The 15,380-nt window shown below is 70.5% G+C and carries 10 protein-coding genes; 5 read left to right on the top strand and 5 right to left on the bottom strand.

The features are described from left to right. Positions 1 to 106: 106 nt before the first annotated feature. Entirely contained in the window at positions 107 to 787 is a 681-nt protein-coding gene (locus tag OG975_RS08085) for a hypothetical protein (protein ID WP_406328415.1), read from the bottom strand. Between the two features lie 375 nt (positions 788 to 1,162). Between OG975_RS08085 and OG975_RS08080 the strand changes: the two genes are divergently transcribed. Genes OG975_RS08080 through OG975_RS08060 form a run of 5 tightly spaced genes read left to right on the top strand, consistent with a single transcriptional unit; the run spans position 1,163 to position 9,253 of the window. Beyond that, complete coding sequence (locus OG975_RS08080) at positions 1,163 to 4,114, top strand: nitrate- and nitrite sensing domain-containing protein (RefSeq protein ID WP_406328413.1); 2,952 nt, start codon at positions 1,163 to 1,165, stop codon at positions 4,112 to 4,114. Then, a complete protein-coding gene (locus OG975_RS08075; protein ID WP_327427156.1) occupies positions 4,111 to 4,551 on the top strand; it encodes a roadblock/LC7 domain-containing protein in 441 nt (146 codons plus the stop codon). The genes OG975_RS08080 and OG975_RS08075 overlap by 4 nt, the downstream gene beginning before the upstream one ends. A 15-nt stretch (positions 4,552 to 4,566) precedes the next feature. Beyond that, the gene (locus OG975_RS08070; protein ID WP_327434910.1) at positions 4,567 to 4,962 is read left to right on the top strand and encodes a DUF742 domain-containing protein; all 396 of its coding nucleotides are present in this window, start codon (positions 4,567 to 4,569) and stop codon (positions 4,960 to 4,962) included. Between the two features lie 24 nt (positions 4,963 to 4,986). Then, positions 4,987 to 8,667, top strand: coding sequence for a hydantoinase B/oxoprolinase family protein (locus OG975_RS08065; RefSeq protein ID WP_406328411.1), 3,681 nt, complete (start codon positions 4,987 to 4,989; stop codon positions 8,665 to 8,667). Further along, a complete protein-coding gene (locus OG975_RS08060; protein ID WP_330303086.1) occupies positions 8,648 to 9,253 on the top strand; it encodes an ATP/GTP-binding protein in 606 nt (201 codons plus the stop codon). Before OG975_RS08065 ends, OG975_RS08060 begins: the two co-directional genes overlap by 20 nt. A 101-nt stretch (positions 9,254 to 9,354) precedes the next feature. Here OG975_RS08060 and glpK read toward each other — a convergent pair whose 3' ends face one another. The 4 genes from glpK to OG975_RS08040 form a co-directional block, all read right to left on the bottom strand. After that, entirely contained in the window at positions 9,355 to 10,875 is a 1,521-nt protein-coding gene (gene glpK, locus OG975_RS08055) for a glycerol kinase GlpK (protein WP_406328409.1), read from the bottom strand. 13 nt (positions 10,876 to 10,888) lie between these two features. Next, positions 10,889 to 11,629: an MIP/aquaporin family protein gene (locus OG975_RS08050; protein ID WP_327427152.1), complete on the bottom strand. Its 741-nt coding sequence runs from the start codon at positions 11,627 to 11,629 to the stop codon at positions 10,889 to 10,891. Positions 11,630 to 12,354: 725 nt separating this feature from the next. Continuing rightward, a complete protein-coding gene (locus OG975_RS08045) occupies positions 12,355 to 13,998 on the bottom strand; it encodes an EAL domain-containing protein (RefSeq protein WP_406328408.1) in 1,644 nt (547 codons plus the stop codon). A gap of 147 nt (positions 13,999 to 14,145) precedes the next feature. Next, positions 14,146 to 15,336, bottom strand: a complete 1,191-nt coding sequence (locus OG975_RS08040) for a lipid-transfer protein (RefSeq protein ID WP_406328406.1) — start codon at positions 15,334 to 15,336, stop codon at positions 14,146 to 14,148. Positions 15,337 to 15,380 lie beyond the last annotated feature (44 nt).

Below are 15,380 nucleotides of genomic sequence, written 5' to 3'. Positions count from 1 at the left end.
CGGTGGAGCCGGCGGCACTGTGACGACGTAACCAGGGACGCCTCCTTGGCCGTGACGAGAGCGGCAGCTCCAGGTCGTGGTCAAGAGGGGCGCCCCCAGGTCGTGCCTAGGAGTGCGACAACTGACCGGCCCCGCCGCCCTGGCGACGTATCCGCTCCTGCGCGCGCTCCGCGGCCCGCGTCTGTCGCTTGGCCTTGCGTCGCTCGCGTCGCAGGGTCCGCGCGGTGCTGCTCGGTTCCGACACCACTCCGTTCCGCTGGTTCCACACCTGTCGTGTGACCCAGACGTCGAGGGCGGCCCAGGTGGCCACAACCGTGCTGGCCACGCTGCTCAGGACCATGGGGAAGGCCAGCCACGATCCCGCGACGGTGCACAGGAAGGCCACCACCGCCTGCGTGAGCGTCACGGCGATGATGATCACCGCCCGCACGGCCGCCGTACGCACCGGATCGGGCAACCGCCGTCTGCGTGCGGGCTCCTCGATCCACAACGGCCGGTAGTAACCCTCCTCTTCGTACCCTTCCGCCGCGACGCCTTGCTCAGGAGCCCGGCCGCGCTCGCTCATGGCAGCGCCCTGACCGTCCGGCTCGCCGCGACCGCGCGTCGCGTCGCGCCGCTCGTCCAACTGACCGCGTCCGTCCGCCGGAATGTCGCGATCCGGTGCCTGAGTGGCCGGTCGTGCCACCTCGGGCGTCGCCACCCCTGTCCCGAGCGCCCCGTGCCGCTCCGCCGTGCCCATCAACTCGTCACTCCCCACCGCCCAGCAGGCCCCTCGCACTGGTGTCATGCGACACCGGCTCCCCAGTGGCTGCCCGGCTTGCACTGTTTTACGCCGCCTGGACGCGGCATGCGGCCCCTGTGGCCGATTCCGCCCCCATTTCCCGTACAGAAAGACGAACGGCGTGCCTCGAAGATTCCCAACGAGCGAAAAAATCCGGCCAACTGACCAAGTTCACCGCTCCGATGGGATCCGGCCTCAAGAGCCGGTTTCGGGGAGGCAATCTCCCCCAATGAACGGACAACTGCCCATGTCTCGTTCCCATCCCGCCGGAGCTGCGTCCGGACAGCGCTTCGAGTTACCTGTGCGTCGGTAGTAGGCTCACGCCGTTTGTTGACGCACATGTGTACCCCCGGGCCGGAGGGGGTTGAGCTGGGGGAGGCCATGCGCTTTCGCGGGAAGTCCATCCGCCGGAAGATCGTGGCGCTGCTCCTCGTGCCGCTGGTGTCCTTGACCGCGATCTGGGCCTTCGCGACCGTGCTCACGGGGCGCGCGGCCAACCAACTGTTCAACGTGGCCGACATCGTGGAGAAGATCGGCTATCCCACCGAGGACGCCGTCCGGGTCCTCCAGCAGGAACGCCGCCAGACTCTCGTCTATCTGGCCGATCCGCGCGCCTCCGACGCGCTCGCGGCGCTCAAGCGCAGCCGGACCGCCACTGACAGCGTCGTGGCGAAGGTCCGCAAGAACTCCCAGGACGAGGACCTGCGCGAGGAGATGGGCGGGGGCACCTCGGAGCGCCTCACCGCCATCCTGGACGCCGTCGACGGAATCGACTCGCTGCGCCACAGCGTCGAGGACGGCACCGTCAACCGGTCCCAGGCCCTCTACCAGTACAACCGTCTGATCGACCCCTGTTACGTCCTGATGGCCAACCTTCATGTGCTCGACGACGTGGAGATGGACAAGCAGGGCCGCGCCCTCGTCAACGTCGCCCGAGCCCGCGAGCTGCTCTCCCGCGAGGACGCCCTCCTCGGCTCCGCACTTGTCGCGGGCCGCATCACCCGCGACGAGATCCGCGACATCTCCGACCTCGTGGCCCAGCGCACGCTGCTCTACGACATCAGCCTGCCGCTGCTGCCCTCCTCGGAACGCGAACGCTTCCAGCGCTACTGGAAGAACGCCGACACGGCGCCCCTGCGCGTCGCCGAGCAGTCCGTCGTCAACTCCGCCGCCGGCTCGCCGCGCGGCGTCACCGCGAAGAGCTGGGACAACGCGGCCGGACATGTGCTCGACGACCTCGGCAGGCTCGACGACAAGGCGGGCGACCGCTACCAGGACCGGGTCCAGCCCGTGGCCATGGGCGTCATCGTCAAGGCGGTCGTCGCGGGCGTCATCGGGCTCATCGCTCTGCTGGTCTCGCTCGTGATGTCCGTACGCATCGGCCGGAGCCTCATCCGCGACCTGCGCCGACTGCGACTGGAGGCCCACGAGGCGTCCGGTGTCCGGCTGCCCAGCGTGATGCGCCGCCTGTCCGCCGGCGAACAGGTCGACGTCGAGACCGAAGTGCCGCGCCTGGAATACGACAAGAACGAGATCGGCGAGGTCGGCCAGGCCCTCAACACCCTCCAACGCGCCGCCGTCGAGGCCGCGGTCAAGCAGTCCGAACTGCGCGACGGCGTCTCCGAGGTCTTCGTCAACCTCGCACGCCGCAGTCAGGTTCTGCTCCACAAGCAGCTCACCCTGCTCGACACCATGGAGCGCAGGACCGAGGACACCGACGAACTCGCCGACCTGTTCCGCCTCGACCACCTGACCACCCGCATGCGCCGCCATGCCGAGGGCCTGGTCATCCTCTCCGGCGCCGCCCCGTCCCGGCAGTGGCGCAAGCCCGTACAACTCATGGACATCGTCCGCGCCGCCGTCGCGGAGGTCGAGGACTACGAGCGCATCGAGGTACGACGGCTGCCGCGAGTCGCCGTCACGGGACCCGCGGTCGCCGACCTCACCCACCTCGTGGCCGAACTCCTGGAGAACGCCACGGTGTTCTCGCCACCGCACACGGCCGTTCAGGTCCTCGGTGAGCGCGTTGCCAACGGCTTCACCCTGGAGATCCACGACCGCGGCCTGGGCATGGCCGCCGAGGCGCTCCTCGACGCCAACCTGCGGCTCGCCGAGACCCCCGAGTTCGAACTCTCCGACACCGACAGGCTCGGCCTCTTCGTGGTCAGTCGGCTCGCCCAGCGGCAGAACGTCCGCGTCTCCCTCCAGCCCTCCCCGTACGGCGGTACCACCGCGGTCGTGTTCATCCCCGACGTGCTCCTCACCGACGACGTCCCGGACACCAACGGCATAGGCTTCCGCCTCGACCGCACGCTGCCCACGAAGGAGGGCGAGACCGAGGAGGGCCGCAAGGCGGCGCTCTCCCAGGTGCCGGTACGGCTCCCGGGCCTGCCCGCCTCGATCCTGGACGGTCCGGTCGAACTGGAGGCGCCGGTCGACCTGGACACCCTCACCGGTTTCCCGGGCGCCCTCGACGACGAGGACAGCGAGCGCGGCGGTCTGTTCCGGCCCCGTCGCTCCATAGCCGGTGTTCCGGGCGAGCTGCAGCAGGCCCACGACGGCCTTGGCGAGCCCGCCCGCTCCGGTGACGACGACCTTCCGGGTGTCGCGCCGGTCCCGCTGCCGAGGCGCCGGACTCCCAAGCTCGTCAGCTCGCACGGGCGCCCTGTGACCCAGACGAGGTCCCGGCGCGACGAGGCGGACGGGGAGTTCGCCGAGGACTTCGACTCGCTGCAGAGCCTGGAGCCGGTGCAGAACCTGGGACCCGTGGGGAGCCCGGAGCCGGTGGAGCGCGGCGCGGTGGAACTCGGCGGCGCGAAGCCGCTGCCGGCCAGGCGCGGTGAGCGCGGTGAGACCCCGGCCCGGCGTAGCGGCGAGCGCCCCGAGGCCTCGGGCCTTCGCGACGCTTCCGGAGTGCGAGAAGCTGCCGGCCTTCGCGAGGCGCCCGCTCTCCGTGAGGCGCGCGGCCATGGAGACGCCCCCGCCCTCCCCAGGCGCACCCGTCGCACCACCGCGTCGCCGAGCACGGACGAGACCACCCCGCGCTCCGACGCCACGACGGGAGAGGCAGAATCAGGCATGGGCCCGCTGCCCCGCCGCGTCCGACAGGCCAATCTGGCCCCGCAGTTGAAGGACGGCCCCGAGCGGCGCACCGAGCGCGACAAGGACCGCACCGGCACAGGAGCGGACCTCACCGAGCGCGACGCGGACGAGGTGCGCAACCGGATGGCCTCGCTCCAGAGGGGCTGGCAGCGCGGCCGCGAGGAGAACGCCGCGGGCGACGAGGCCCAGGACGGCACAGCAAGAGGAACGACAAAGGGGGACGGTCGATGACCGCACCGAAGGCCGCAGGGCCCACCACGACCAGCAAGGCGACAGGCGAGCTGAACTGGCTTCTCGACGAACTGGTGGACCGCGTCGCCAGCATCCGCAAGGCGATCGTGCTCTCCGGCGACGGCCTTCCCACCGGGGCCTCCAAGGACCTGACCCGGGAGGACAGCGAGCACCTGGCCGCCGTCGCGTCCGGCTTCCACAGCCTCGCCAAGGGCGTCGGCCGCCACTTCGAGGCGGGCAGCGTCCGGCAGACCGTCGTCGAACTCGACGAGGCCTTCCTGTTCGTCACGGCCGCCGGTGACGGCAGCTGCCTTGCCGTCCTCTCGGACGCCGACTCCGACGTCGGGCAGGTCGCGTACGAAATGACGCTCCTGGTCAAGCGGGTCGGCGTACATCTGGCCGCCGCTCCACGCACCGATCTGCCTTCGGGCGGGTAGTGGGATGACATGAGCGTGAGCGGAGACGGTCAGGGAAGACGCCACTGGTTCGACGACGAGGCCGGACCGGTGGTCCGTCCGTACGCCATGACACGGGGCCGCACCACCAGTCCGGCCCAGCACCGCCTCGATCTGATCGCGGTGGTCGTCACCGAACCGCACGCCGACGACCCCGAAGCGGACCAGACACTGTCCCCGGAACACGTGGACATCGTCGAACTCTGCCGCGACGCCCCTCAGTCGGTCGCCGAACTCGCCGCCGAACTCGACCTGCCCATTGGAGTGGTCCGGGTCCTCATCGGGGACCTGGTGGACGACGAAATGGTCCATGTGACACGTCCCGTACCCCCTGCCGAACTGCCGGACGAGAGTATTCTGCGCGACGTGATCAACGGCCTCCGGGCGCTCTGAGCAGGGCGGAAGCGGGGAACAGACGTGACAGGCTGGCAGTTCTGGGTCGATCGAGGCGGCACCTTCACCGATATCGTCGCGCGCCGCCCGGACGGCCGCCTGCTCACACACAAGCTGCTCTCCGAGAATCCCGCCAGATACGCCGATGCGGCGGTCGCGGGCGTGCGCGAGCTCCTCGATGGCGACGGTGGTGCGGGCGGTGATGGCAAGGGCGCCGCGGGCGCGCACATCGAAGCCGTCCGTATGGGCACCACCGTCGCCACCAACGCCCTCCTGGAACGCAAGGGCGAGCGCACCCTCCTCGTCGTCACCCGCGGCTTCCGTGACGCCCTGCGCATCGCCTACCAGAACAGGCCCCGCATCTTCGCCCGGGCGATCGAACTGCCCGAGCTGCTGTACGAGCGTGTCGTCGAGGTCGACGAGCGGATCGCCGCCGACGGTACGGTGCTGCGCGCCCCCGATCTGGAGGCACTCGCAGGGCCCCTCCAGGAGGCCTACGACTCCGGGATCCGCGCCGTCGCCGTCGTCTGCATGCACAGCCACCTCCACCCCGCCCACGAACAAGCCGTCGGCGAGCTGGCCGCCCGCACCGGGTTCCCACAGATCTCGCTCTCCAGCGAGGTCAGCCCGCTGATGAAGCTCGTCCCACGCGGTGACACGGCCGTCGTCGACGCCTATCTGTCGCCCGTGCTGCGCCGCTACGTCCAGCGCGTCGCCGACGAACTCCAGGGCGTGCGGCTGATGTTCATGCAGTCCAACGGGGGGCTCGCCGAAGCGGGCCAGTTCCGGGGCAAGGACGCCATCCTGTCCGGGCCCGCCGGCGGCATCGTCGGCATGGCCCGGATGTCGCAGCTCGCCGGCTTCGACCGCGTCATCGGCTTCGACATGGGTGGCACGTCCACGGACGTCTCGCACTTCGCGGGCGAGTACGAGCGGGTCTTTACCACCCAGATCGCCGGGGTCCGGCTGCGCGCGCCCATGCTGGACATCCACACCGTCGCCGCGGGCGGCGGCTCGGTACTGCACTTCGACGGCTCCCGCTACCGTGTGGGCCCCGATTCGGCGGGCGCCGCCCCAGGGCCTGCCTGCTACCGCGGCGGCGGCCCGCTCACCGTCACCGACGCCAACGTCACACTCGGCCGCATCCAACCCGCCCACTTCCCCGCGGTGTTCGGCCCCCATGGCGACCAGCCCCTCGACGACACCCTGGTCCGCGGCCGGTTCACCGCCCTCGCGCGCGAGATCCGGGAGCAGACCGGCGACGACCGTACCCCTGAGCAGGTCGCCGAGGGCTACCTCCAGATCGCCGTGGCCAACATCGCCAACGCCGTCAAGCGGATCTCGGTGCAGAAGGGCCACGACGTCACCCGGTACGTGCTGACCACCTTCGGCGGCGCGGGCGGCCAGCACGCGTGCATGGTCGCCGACTCGCTCGGCATCCGTACCGTCCTCGTTCCGCCCATGGCCGGTGTCCTCTCCGCCCTCGGAATCGGACTCGCCGACACGACGGCCATGCGTGAACAGTCCGTGGAAGCGCCCCTGGAAGCCTCCTCGATGCCCGGCGTGCTCAAGACCGCCGACGACCTGGAGGGCGCCGCCCGCGCCGAACTGCTCGCCGAGGACGTGCCCGAAGACCGCATCCAGGTCACCCGCCGCGCTCAGCTCCGCTATGACGGCACGGACACGGCGCTCACCGTCGAGCTCAGCGAGCCCGACACCATGACCCACGCTTTCGAAGAACGCCATCGCGCCACCTACTCCTTCACCCTCGACCGCCCGGTCGTCGTGGAAGCCCTCTCCGTAGAAGCCACCGGTCTCACCGAACCCCCCGATCTCTCTGCCCTCGCTCCCTATGAAGCCGCGCTCGAAGGCAGCTCCGCTGCGCAAGGCCCCTCCGCCGCCCCGGAGACGGTGAGCCTCCACACGGGCGGCGCCTGGCGCGACGTACCCCTGCACCGCCGCGAGGAACTCCCACCCGGCGACACCGTGACCGGACCCGCGATCATCACCGAGGCCGGTGCGACGACCGTCGTCGACGACGGCTGGCGGGCCGCGACGACCGATGACGGGCATCTGGTCATGGAACGCGTCGCGGTTACGCAGAGTTCCGATCTCGGCACGGAAGCGGACCCGGTTCTCCTGGAGGTCTTCAACAACCTCTTCATGTCCATCGCCGAACAGATGGGCGCCCGCCTGGAGTCCACCGCCCAGTCGGTCAACATCAAGGAGCGCCTGGACTTCTCCTGCGCCCTCTTCGATCCCGACGGCAGCCTTGTCGCCAACGCCCCGCATATCCCTGTCCACTTGGGCTCGATGGGTACGAGCGTCAAGGAAGTCATCAGGCGGCGCGGCGACAGCATGCGGCCGGGCGACACCTACGCGGTGAACGACCCGTACCACGGCGGCACCCACCTCCCCGACGTCACCGTGATCACCCCGGTCTTCGACACGGAGGGTGAGCGAATCCTCTTCTACGTCGCCTCGCGGGGTCACCACGCCGAGATCGGCGGCATCGCGCCGGGCTCCATGCCCGCGAACAGCCGCACCATCGACGAGGAGGGCATCCTCTTCGACAACTGGCTGCTGGCCGAGAACGGCCGCTTCCGCGAGGCCGAGACCCTGGCCCTGCTCACCGCGGCGCCCTACCCCTCGCGCAACCCGAAGACCAACCTCGCCGACCTGCGCGCCCAGATCGCCGCCAACCAGAAGGGCGTCGACGAAGTCGCCCGCATGATCGAGGACTTCGGGCTCGATGTCGTCCAGGCGTACATGAAGCACGTCCAGGACAACGCGGAAGAGGCGGTGCGGCGCGTTATCGACTCTCTTGAAGACGGTGAGTTCGCTTACGAGACCGACTCCGGGGCGGTCATCAGAGTCCGCGTCTCCGTAGACCGCGAAAAACGCTCCGCCACCGTCGACTTCACGGGTACCTCTCCGCAGCTCACCACCAACTTCAATGCCCCGTTCGCGGTGGTCAACGCCGCCGTCCTGTACGTCTTCCGCACGCTCGTCGCCGACGACATTCCGCTCAACGACGGCTGTCTGCGCCCCCTGGACATCGTGGTGCCGCCGGGATCGATGCTCGCCCCCGAGCCTCCGGCCGCAGTCGTCGCGGGCAACGTGGAGACCTCCCAGGCGATCACCGGGGCCCTGTACGCGGCCCTGCGCGTGCAGGCCGAGGGCTCCGGCACGATGAACAACGTCACCTTCGGCAATGAGCGGTACCAGTACTACGAGACCGTGGCTTCCGGATCGGGCGCGGGCGACGGCTTCCCCGGCGCGCCCGTCGTGCAGACCCACATGACCAATTCGCGGCTCACCGACCCCGAGGTCCTGGAGTGGCGTCTGCCGGTCCGGCTCGACGAGTTCGCGGTCCGGCGCGGAAGCGGTGGCGCAGGGCGCCGGCGCGGCGGAGACGGCGCCGTGCGCCGCCTCCGGTTCCTCGAGCCGATGACCGTCTCCACGCTCTCCCAGCACCGCCGGGTGCCGCCCTACGGCATGGCGGGCGGCGCGCCCGGAGCGCTCGGCGCCAACCGGGTGGAGCGCGCGGACGGCACGGTCACCGAACTTGGCGGAAGTGGCTCGACAGACGTCGGCCCCGGCGACGTACTCGTCATCGAAACCCCCGGCGGCGGGGGCTACGGTCCACCGCCGCACGACCCCCATCAAGCAGGAGAAGAGATCGATGATCTTCGGGCGTTCTGAGCGCGGCAAGCCCCCGGTCGAGCCCGTCACGCTCAAGATCCTGGTGGCCGGCGGCTTCGGCGTGGGCAAGACGACCCTCGTCGGCGCGGTCAGCGAGATCAAGCCACTGCGGACCGAGGAGGTGCTCACCGAGGCGGGCCGGCCCATCGACGACACCAGTGGGGTGGAGGGCAAGCACACCACCACCGTCGCCATGGACTTCGGCCGCATCACGCTCCGCGAGGACCTGGTGCTCTACCTCTTCGGGACGCCCGGGCAGGACCGCTTCTGGTTCCTGTGGGACGAGCTTGCCACCGGCTCGCTGGGCGCCGTCGTACTCGCCGACACCCGCCGCCTGGAGGACTGCTTCGCCGCCGTCGACTACTTCGAGCGGCGTTCCATACCGTTCGTGGTCGGCGTCAACTGCTTCGAGGGCGCGGCCCGTTATCCCGCCGACGACGTCCGCCAGGCCCTCGACCTCGACCCCGCCGTGCCGGTCGTCATCTGTGACGCGCGGGACCGGGAGTCGGTCAAGGAGGTCCTCATCGGAGTCGTCCAGCACGCGATGGCGTACGCGGCCGACCGCCGCCAGACCGTCACCACCTGACGCAACGGGTACGGCCCGTACCCCCGCCGACCGGGGTACGGGCCGCAGTCATGCACGCGCGCGTGGCTCACGCGAGACGCACGCACGCGTGGACCCCTGTTTCAGCTGACGTCCTCCTCGTGCCAGCCGAAGCTCTTCTCCACTGCCTTGCGCCAGTTCTGGTACTCACGGTCGCGCACGGAGGACTCCATGGCCGGTGTCCACTCGACGTCCTTCTGCCAGTGCGACTTCAGCTCGTCGAGGTCGTTCCACACACCGGTCGCGAGCCCGGCGGCGTACGCCGCGCCCAGGCATGTCGTCTCGGACACCTTCGGACGGATCACCGGCACCCCGAGAACGTCCGCCTGGTGCTGCATCAGCAGATTGTTCTTGGTCATGCCGCCGTCCACCTTCAGGGTGGTGATCTGCACCCCGGAGTCCTGGTACATGGCGTCGACGACCTCGCGCGTCTGCCAGCTGGTCGCCTCCAGAACCGCGCGGGCGAGGTGCGCCTTCGTGACGTACCGCGTGAGCCCGGTGACGACACCGCGCGCGTCGGAGCGCCAGTACGGGGCGAACAGGCCCGAGAACGCGGGCACGATGTACGCGCCGCCGTTGTCCTCGACGCTCGCCGCCAGCGTCTCGATCTCGTCGGCGCTGCGGATGATGCCGAGCTGATCGCGGAACCACTGCACCAGCGCCCCGGTGATCGCGATCGACCCTTCGAGGCAGTAGACCGGCGCCTCGGTGCCGATCTTGTACCCCATGGTCGTCAGCAGCCCGTTCTTCGAAGGAACTGGCCGGTTACCGGTGTTGAGCAGCAGGAAGCTTCCCGTGCCGTAGGTGTTCTTCGCCGTCCCCACGTCGTAGCAGGCCTGCCCGAACACCGCCGCCTGCTGGTCGCCGAGGGCCGACGCGACGGGGACGCCCGCGAGCTGGCCCACGGCGGTGCCGTACACCTCTGCGGAGGACCTGATCTCGGGGAGGACCGCTTCGGGGACGTTCATCGCGGAGAGGATGGACTGGTCCCACTGGAGCGTCTCCAGGTTCATCAGCATGGTGCGCCCGGCGTTGGTCACGTCGGTGACGTGCTGCCCGCCGTCCGTGCCGCCGGTCAGATTCCAGATCAGCCACGAGTCGATGGTGCCGAAGGCGATCTCACCGCGCTCGGCACGCGCGCGCAGGCCCGGAACATTGTCGAGCAGCCAGGCCGCCTTGGGCCCCGAGAAGTAGCTGGCCAGCGGCAGACCGGTCTGCTCGCGGAAGCGGTCCTGCCCGTCCGAGCCGCCCAGTTCGTTGCAGAGCGCGGACGTACGGGTGTCCTGCCAGACGATCGCGTTGTGCACGGGCTTGCCGGTGGCGCGGTCCCACAGGACCGTCGTCTCGCGCTGGTTGGTGATGCCGAGCGCGCTGACCTGGTCGGCGCGCAGCCCGGCCTTGGCGATGGCGCCCGCGACCACCGCCTGCACCTTGGACCAGATCTCGGTGGCGTCGTGCTCCACCCAGCCCGGCTTCGGGAAGATCTGGCGATGCTCGCGCTGGTCGACGGCGACGATCGCGCCGTCATGGTTGAAGATGATGCAACGGCTTGAGGTGGTGCCCTGGTCGATTGCGGCGACGTACTTCTCGGCATGATCCGTCATGACGTCCCCTTCGTCAGAAGGCTGCGTTGTAGATCGCGGCCCCGATGGCGGCACCCGCGATCGGGCCGACCACCGGGATCCAGGAGTAACTCCACTCCGAGGTGCCCTTGTTGGGAATCGGCAGCAGCGCGTGGGTGAGGCGCGGTCCCAGGTCGCGGGCCGGGTTGATGGCGTACCCGGTGGGGCCGCCCAGTGAGAGGCCGATGCCGACGACGAGGAGGGAGATGAGCAGGACGGGCAGGCCCGCGTCGCCGATGCCCGCGACGTGCTTGTCCCCGCCGACCAGCCCGAGGATGGGCAGCATCAGGGCGGCGGTGGCGATGATCTCGGTGATCAGGTTCTGTACGGGGTTGTTGATCTCGGGCCGTGTCGAGAAGATCCCCAGCGTCTCGATGGCCTTGTCCTCTTCGGCGTTGAGGTTGAACTGGCCGAGGTAGAGCAGCCAGCAGAGCGTGGCCCCGATCATGGCTCCGGCGAACTGCCCGAGGATGTAGAAGGGCACGTCCTCCCACTTCGTGGAGCCCTCGATCGCGAAACCGATCGTCACGGCGGGGTTGATCTGCCCGCCGGACAGCGGTGCCGAGGTGTACGCGCCGGCGAGCACGCCGAAGCCCCACCCGAAGGCGATGACCACCCACCCCGCTCCCTGCGCTTTGGACTTGTTGAGGGTGACCGCGGCACACACTCCCGCGCCGAACAGGATCAGAATCGCTGTGCCGATCAACTCGCCGACAAAGATGTCTCCGTTGCTCATGGCGGCTCCTAGGCCCTCGCCCGAGGCGATCCGCCCCGGGCCACCGTGCAGGGTGCGTTTCCCATGGCTACTTCAGCCGAAGGCAGGGAGGTCCCGCGCCCCGCCCGGCGTCCGTGACGAGCGTGCCGTCGCAGCGGAATCGCCCGTGGGGACGGCCCGTGGTACAGGTCGGAAACCCGAGCGGTGCGGTGCCTGTAGACGCCCGAATGCGGCGATGCCGACTGACACCCGGAAGTGTTCACCGGTGCCCAGGGGGCGTCAAGGTCGCGGACTGCAACGGTTCGAAGGCCACGAATAGGACGCGCGTTGGGGTGGGTTGCCGGGGGCGAGCACGGGGTGGGCCTGCGGACGGTGATCCACGCGCCCGTGGCCTGGCGGCCCTTGCCTCGCCCGCGGCGGCCCGGCGGCCGCGCTCGGTCTGGGACGGGAAGCCGCTCAGCACGGGACGGAAATCGGTGCTTCGCCTGGATCGGAATGCGTTCTGCGCCCGGGGACCGGCATCCGCGCCTCGCCCCGGTAGGGGTTCCGATGCCTCGTCCGCGGACGCTACGGGGATCAGAGTCTCATCTGCGGAGCTGGCCGTTCGCCGAAGCCACCCGGCAGCAGCAACGTGCGATCCCGCCTCCTGTGACAGCGGAGGCCCGCGGACTGGCGTCGACGTCCCGGATCGGCCGTCGCCGGGTCGTGCGCACGCCTGTCAGCCGCCGGGTCAGGCCTCCAGTGGGTCAGCCGGTCAGCGTCTGCCCGAACGGCTGCGCCGGTGCCGCGCCCGAACCGCGGCGGATCTCGTGGCCAGGAAGTCCCGCGCGCCCCAGCACCCAACTCGCCCCGTTCAGGGCCTTCGCGGCCTGCTTGAGGGGCGCCAGGCATGCCGCCGCCTGCCGGTGGTCGGCCACACTGCCGGGGGCGCACAGCACCGTCGCCAGCGACAGCGTGACGGTACGCCCGCCCGCCGACCAGGGCGTGTCGAGCACCGAGGTGGCCAGCGGGCCGAGGGTGTCCGGGTCCGCCAGCACCAGGAAGTCGTCCCCGCCGATGTGCCCCACATGCGTCGCCCCGGACGCCGCGTTCTGCAACGCCCGCCCGACCGACCGGATCAGCTCGTCGCCCGCCGCGAACCCCGCTCCGTCGTTGACCTGTTTGAAGTGGTCGACGTCCAGCCAGCTCAGCGCGAACATCCTGCCGTCCGCGATTCGCCGGTCCACCTCGCCGGTGATCGCGTCCGAACCGGGCAGCCGCGTCAGCGGGTTGAGCCCCGCCGCCTCCTCCACCCGGCTCTCGGCCAGCGCCCGTACGAGGTCCGCCAGCCGTACGACGCCCACGCATCGCCCGTACCGGTCGACGACCGCGACATCGTCGGACGTACGGTCCCGCTCTCCGTCCGCCACCACGTCGAGCACTTCCCACGCGGTGGCGTCGACGCCGACCGTGCGCGGCGGATCGCCGAGCTTGGCGGCAGGCCGGTCGGCGTACAGCGCATGCCCGTAGCGCCCCGACAACGACAGCAGGAACCGCGACCGGTGCACTGAGCGGACCGGAATACCGGAGGGATCCACGAGCAGTACCCCGGACACGTCGGGCGAGCCGGTGAGCAGCGCGCGCACCCGGCCCGCGGACGCCGTGGCGGGCAGCAGCGCCGCCGGCCGTACGAACTGCCGTACGGACGGCCCCGACCGCGGCGTCGACGCGACGCCGGGGGAGAGGGCCGGAACGTATACGTCCGCTGAGGGCAGCCGGGCGGGCGGCGCGAACAGCTCGCCCTGCGCCAACTGAGCGCCCGCCGACACCGCGGCAGCGCACTGCGCCTCCGTCTCGACCCCCTCGACGGACAGCAGCGCGCCCAACTGCTCGCACAGCGTCCGCATCGCCCGCACGGCCGCCGGCCGCGTCAGCAGGGACACGTCGAGCTTCATCAGCTCGGGCGCGAGGTCCGTGAGCAGACGCAGGGGTACGTCGCCGTCGCCCACCCCGTCCGCACAGATCCGGAAGCCCTCGCCCCGCAGCGCGGTCACCGTCTCCAGCAGGGCGTGCTGGGGCACGTGTGTGTACGGCGGTCCGATGTCGATCGTCACCTCCCACGGCAGCCGCCCGGCCTCGCGCACCGCCTCGCGCAGCGCCGCGAGCCCGCCGAGATCGGCCAGGGTTCCGGCGAACACGTTGACGTGCAACGGCAGCAGCGTCTCCTTGTGGGCCGCCGCCCGGATCGCCAACGCGGCCAGGCGGCCGTCGAGCTCGGGGTCACGGCGGGCCTGCGCCAGGACGTCGCCGGCCTCCGGACGGGCGAGTATCTCCAGCGCCGCGACCCCTCCGGTCGTCAGATTGACGACGGGCTGGAAGGCAAAGCGGACAGTATCCGTCCAGGAGGGCACGGCAGCATAATGGCGCCGCCCGTGCACGCCCGGGCGCGATTCATGAGCTGTTCACGCAGCATTCCGAGGTCGTCACACCGAGTGCGGACGACCGCGGTACGAGCCACGCGGACGACGACGACCAGGGCACGCGCACGGCAGCCGGGATCACCGTACGGCGATGACTGACGACCCATGTCCGAACAGCCCCTGGTTCGCGGTGATCCCCACCCGTGCCCCGGCGACCTGCCGGTCGCCCGCGCTGCCCCGCAGCTGCCATGTCAGCTCGCACACCTGGGCGATGGCCTGCGCCGGAACGGCCTCTCCGAAGGAGGCGAGCCCGCCGCTCACGTTCACCGGTATGCGTCCGCCCAGCGCCGTCGCGCCCTCCCGCAGCAGCTTGGCCGCCTCGCCCTCTCCGCACAGCCGCAGATCCTCATACCACTGCAACTCCAGGGCGGTGGACAGGTCGTACACCTCGGCCAGGGAGAGATCCTCGGGACCGATGCCCGCCTCCTCGTACGCCGCGCGTGCGATGGATGCACGGAAGGAGTCGGCAGCGGGGTCCGCCGCCACCGCGGAGTCCGTGGCGATGTCCGGCAGGTCCAGCACCGTGTTGGGAAAGCGCGGCGTCACTGTGGACACCGCGCGGATCCGCACGGGGTCCGCCTGTCCGTGCCGACGCGCGAACTCCATGCTGGACAGCACCACGGCCGCGCCGCCGTCAGAGGTCGCGCAGATGTCGAGCAACCGCAGCGGATCGGCGACGACCGCGGAACCGGCGACCTCCTCGGCGGTGACCCTCTTGCGGTAGCGCGCATGGGGATTCAGTGCCCCCAGGGCGGCGTTCTTCACCTTGACCTGTGCGAAGTCCTCCAGGGTGTCCCCGTGCACCGCCATCCGCCGTCGTGCGTACAGCCCGAAGTACGTCGGATTCGTCGCCCCGAGGACGCGGAACCGCAGCCAGTCCGGATCGTCCTGCCTGTCTCCGCCCGCCGGGCGGAAGAACCCCTTGGGCGCCGCGTCGGCACCCACCACGAGCACGACGTCCGCAAGGCCCGAAAGGATCTGCGCCCGCGCCGTGTTGAGGGCCTGCGCTCCCGACGCGCACGCCGCGTACACGCTCGCGACCCGCGCCCCCTGCCAGCCCAGCGCCTTGGCGAACGTCGCCCCCGCCACGTATCCGGGATAGCCGCCGCGCACGGTGTCCGCGCCCACGATCGAGCCGATGTCCCGCCAGTCGACCCCCGCGTCGGCCAGCGCCGCCCGTGCCGCCACGACCCCGTACTCGACGAATCCGCGCCCCCATTTGCCCCAGGGGTGCATGCCCGCGCCGATCACCGCCACGTCACCGGTCATGCGCTCACCCCCGCATGCCGCAGAGCCCTCAAGCTCGTCACGCT

Origin of the sequence: Streptomyces sp. NBC_00203, assembly GCF_045206325.1 — a bacterium.
In the GTDB taxonomy this organism is placed as follows: domain Bacteria; phylum Actinomycetota; class Actinomycetes; order Streptomycetales; family Streptomycetaceae; genus Streptomyces; species Streptomyces lutosisoli.
This window is presented reverse-complemented; position numbering and strand designations above follow the sequence as displayed.

What these genes read in the sequence shown, in the direction of transcription:
- glpK (WP_406328409.1), bottom strand. Translation starts at nt 10,875, where the DNA reads ATGACGGATCATGCCGAGAAGTACGTCGCCGCAATCGACCAGGGCACC.
- OG975_RS08060 (WP_330303086.1), top strand. Translation starts at nt 8,648, where the DNA reads ATGATCTTCGGGCGTTCTGAGCGCGGCAAGCCCCCGGTCGAGCCCGTC.
- OG975_RS08080 (WP_406328413.1), top strand. Translation starts at nt 1,163, where the DNA reads ATGCGCTTTCGCGGGAAGTCCATCCGCCGGAAGATCGTGGCGCTGCTC.
- OG975_RS08050 (WP_327427152.1), bottom strand. Translation starts at nt 11,629, where the DNA reads ATGAGCAACGGAGACATCTTTGTCGGCGAGTTGATCGGCACAGCGATT.
- OG975_RS08075 (WP_327427156.1), top strand. Translation starts at nt 4,111, where the DNA reads ATGACCGCACCGAAGGCCGCAGGGCCCACCACGACCAGCAAGGCGACA.
- OG975_RS08085 (WP_406328415.1), bottom strand. Translation starts at nt 787, where the DNA reads ATGACACCAGTGCGAGGGGCCTGCTGGGCGGTGGGGAGTGACGAGTTG.
- OG975_RS08040 (WP_406328406.1), bottom strand. Translation starts at nt 15,336, where the DNA reads ATGACCGGTGACGTGGCGGTGATCGGCGCGGGCATGCACCCCTGGGGC.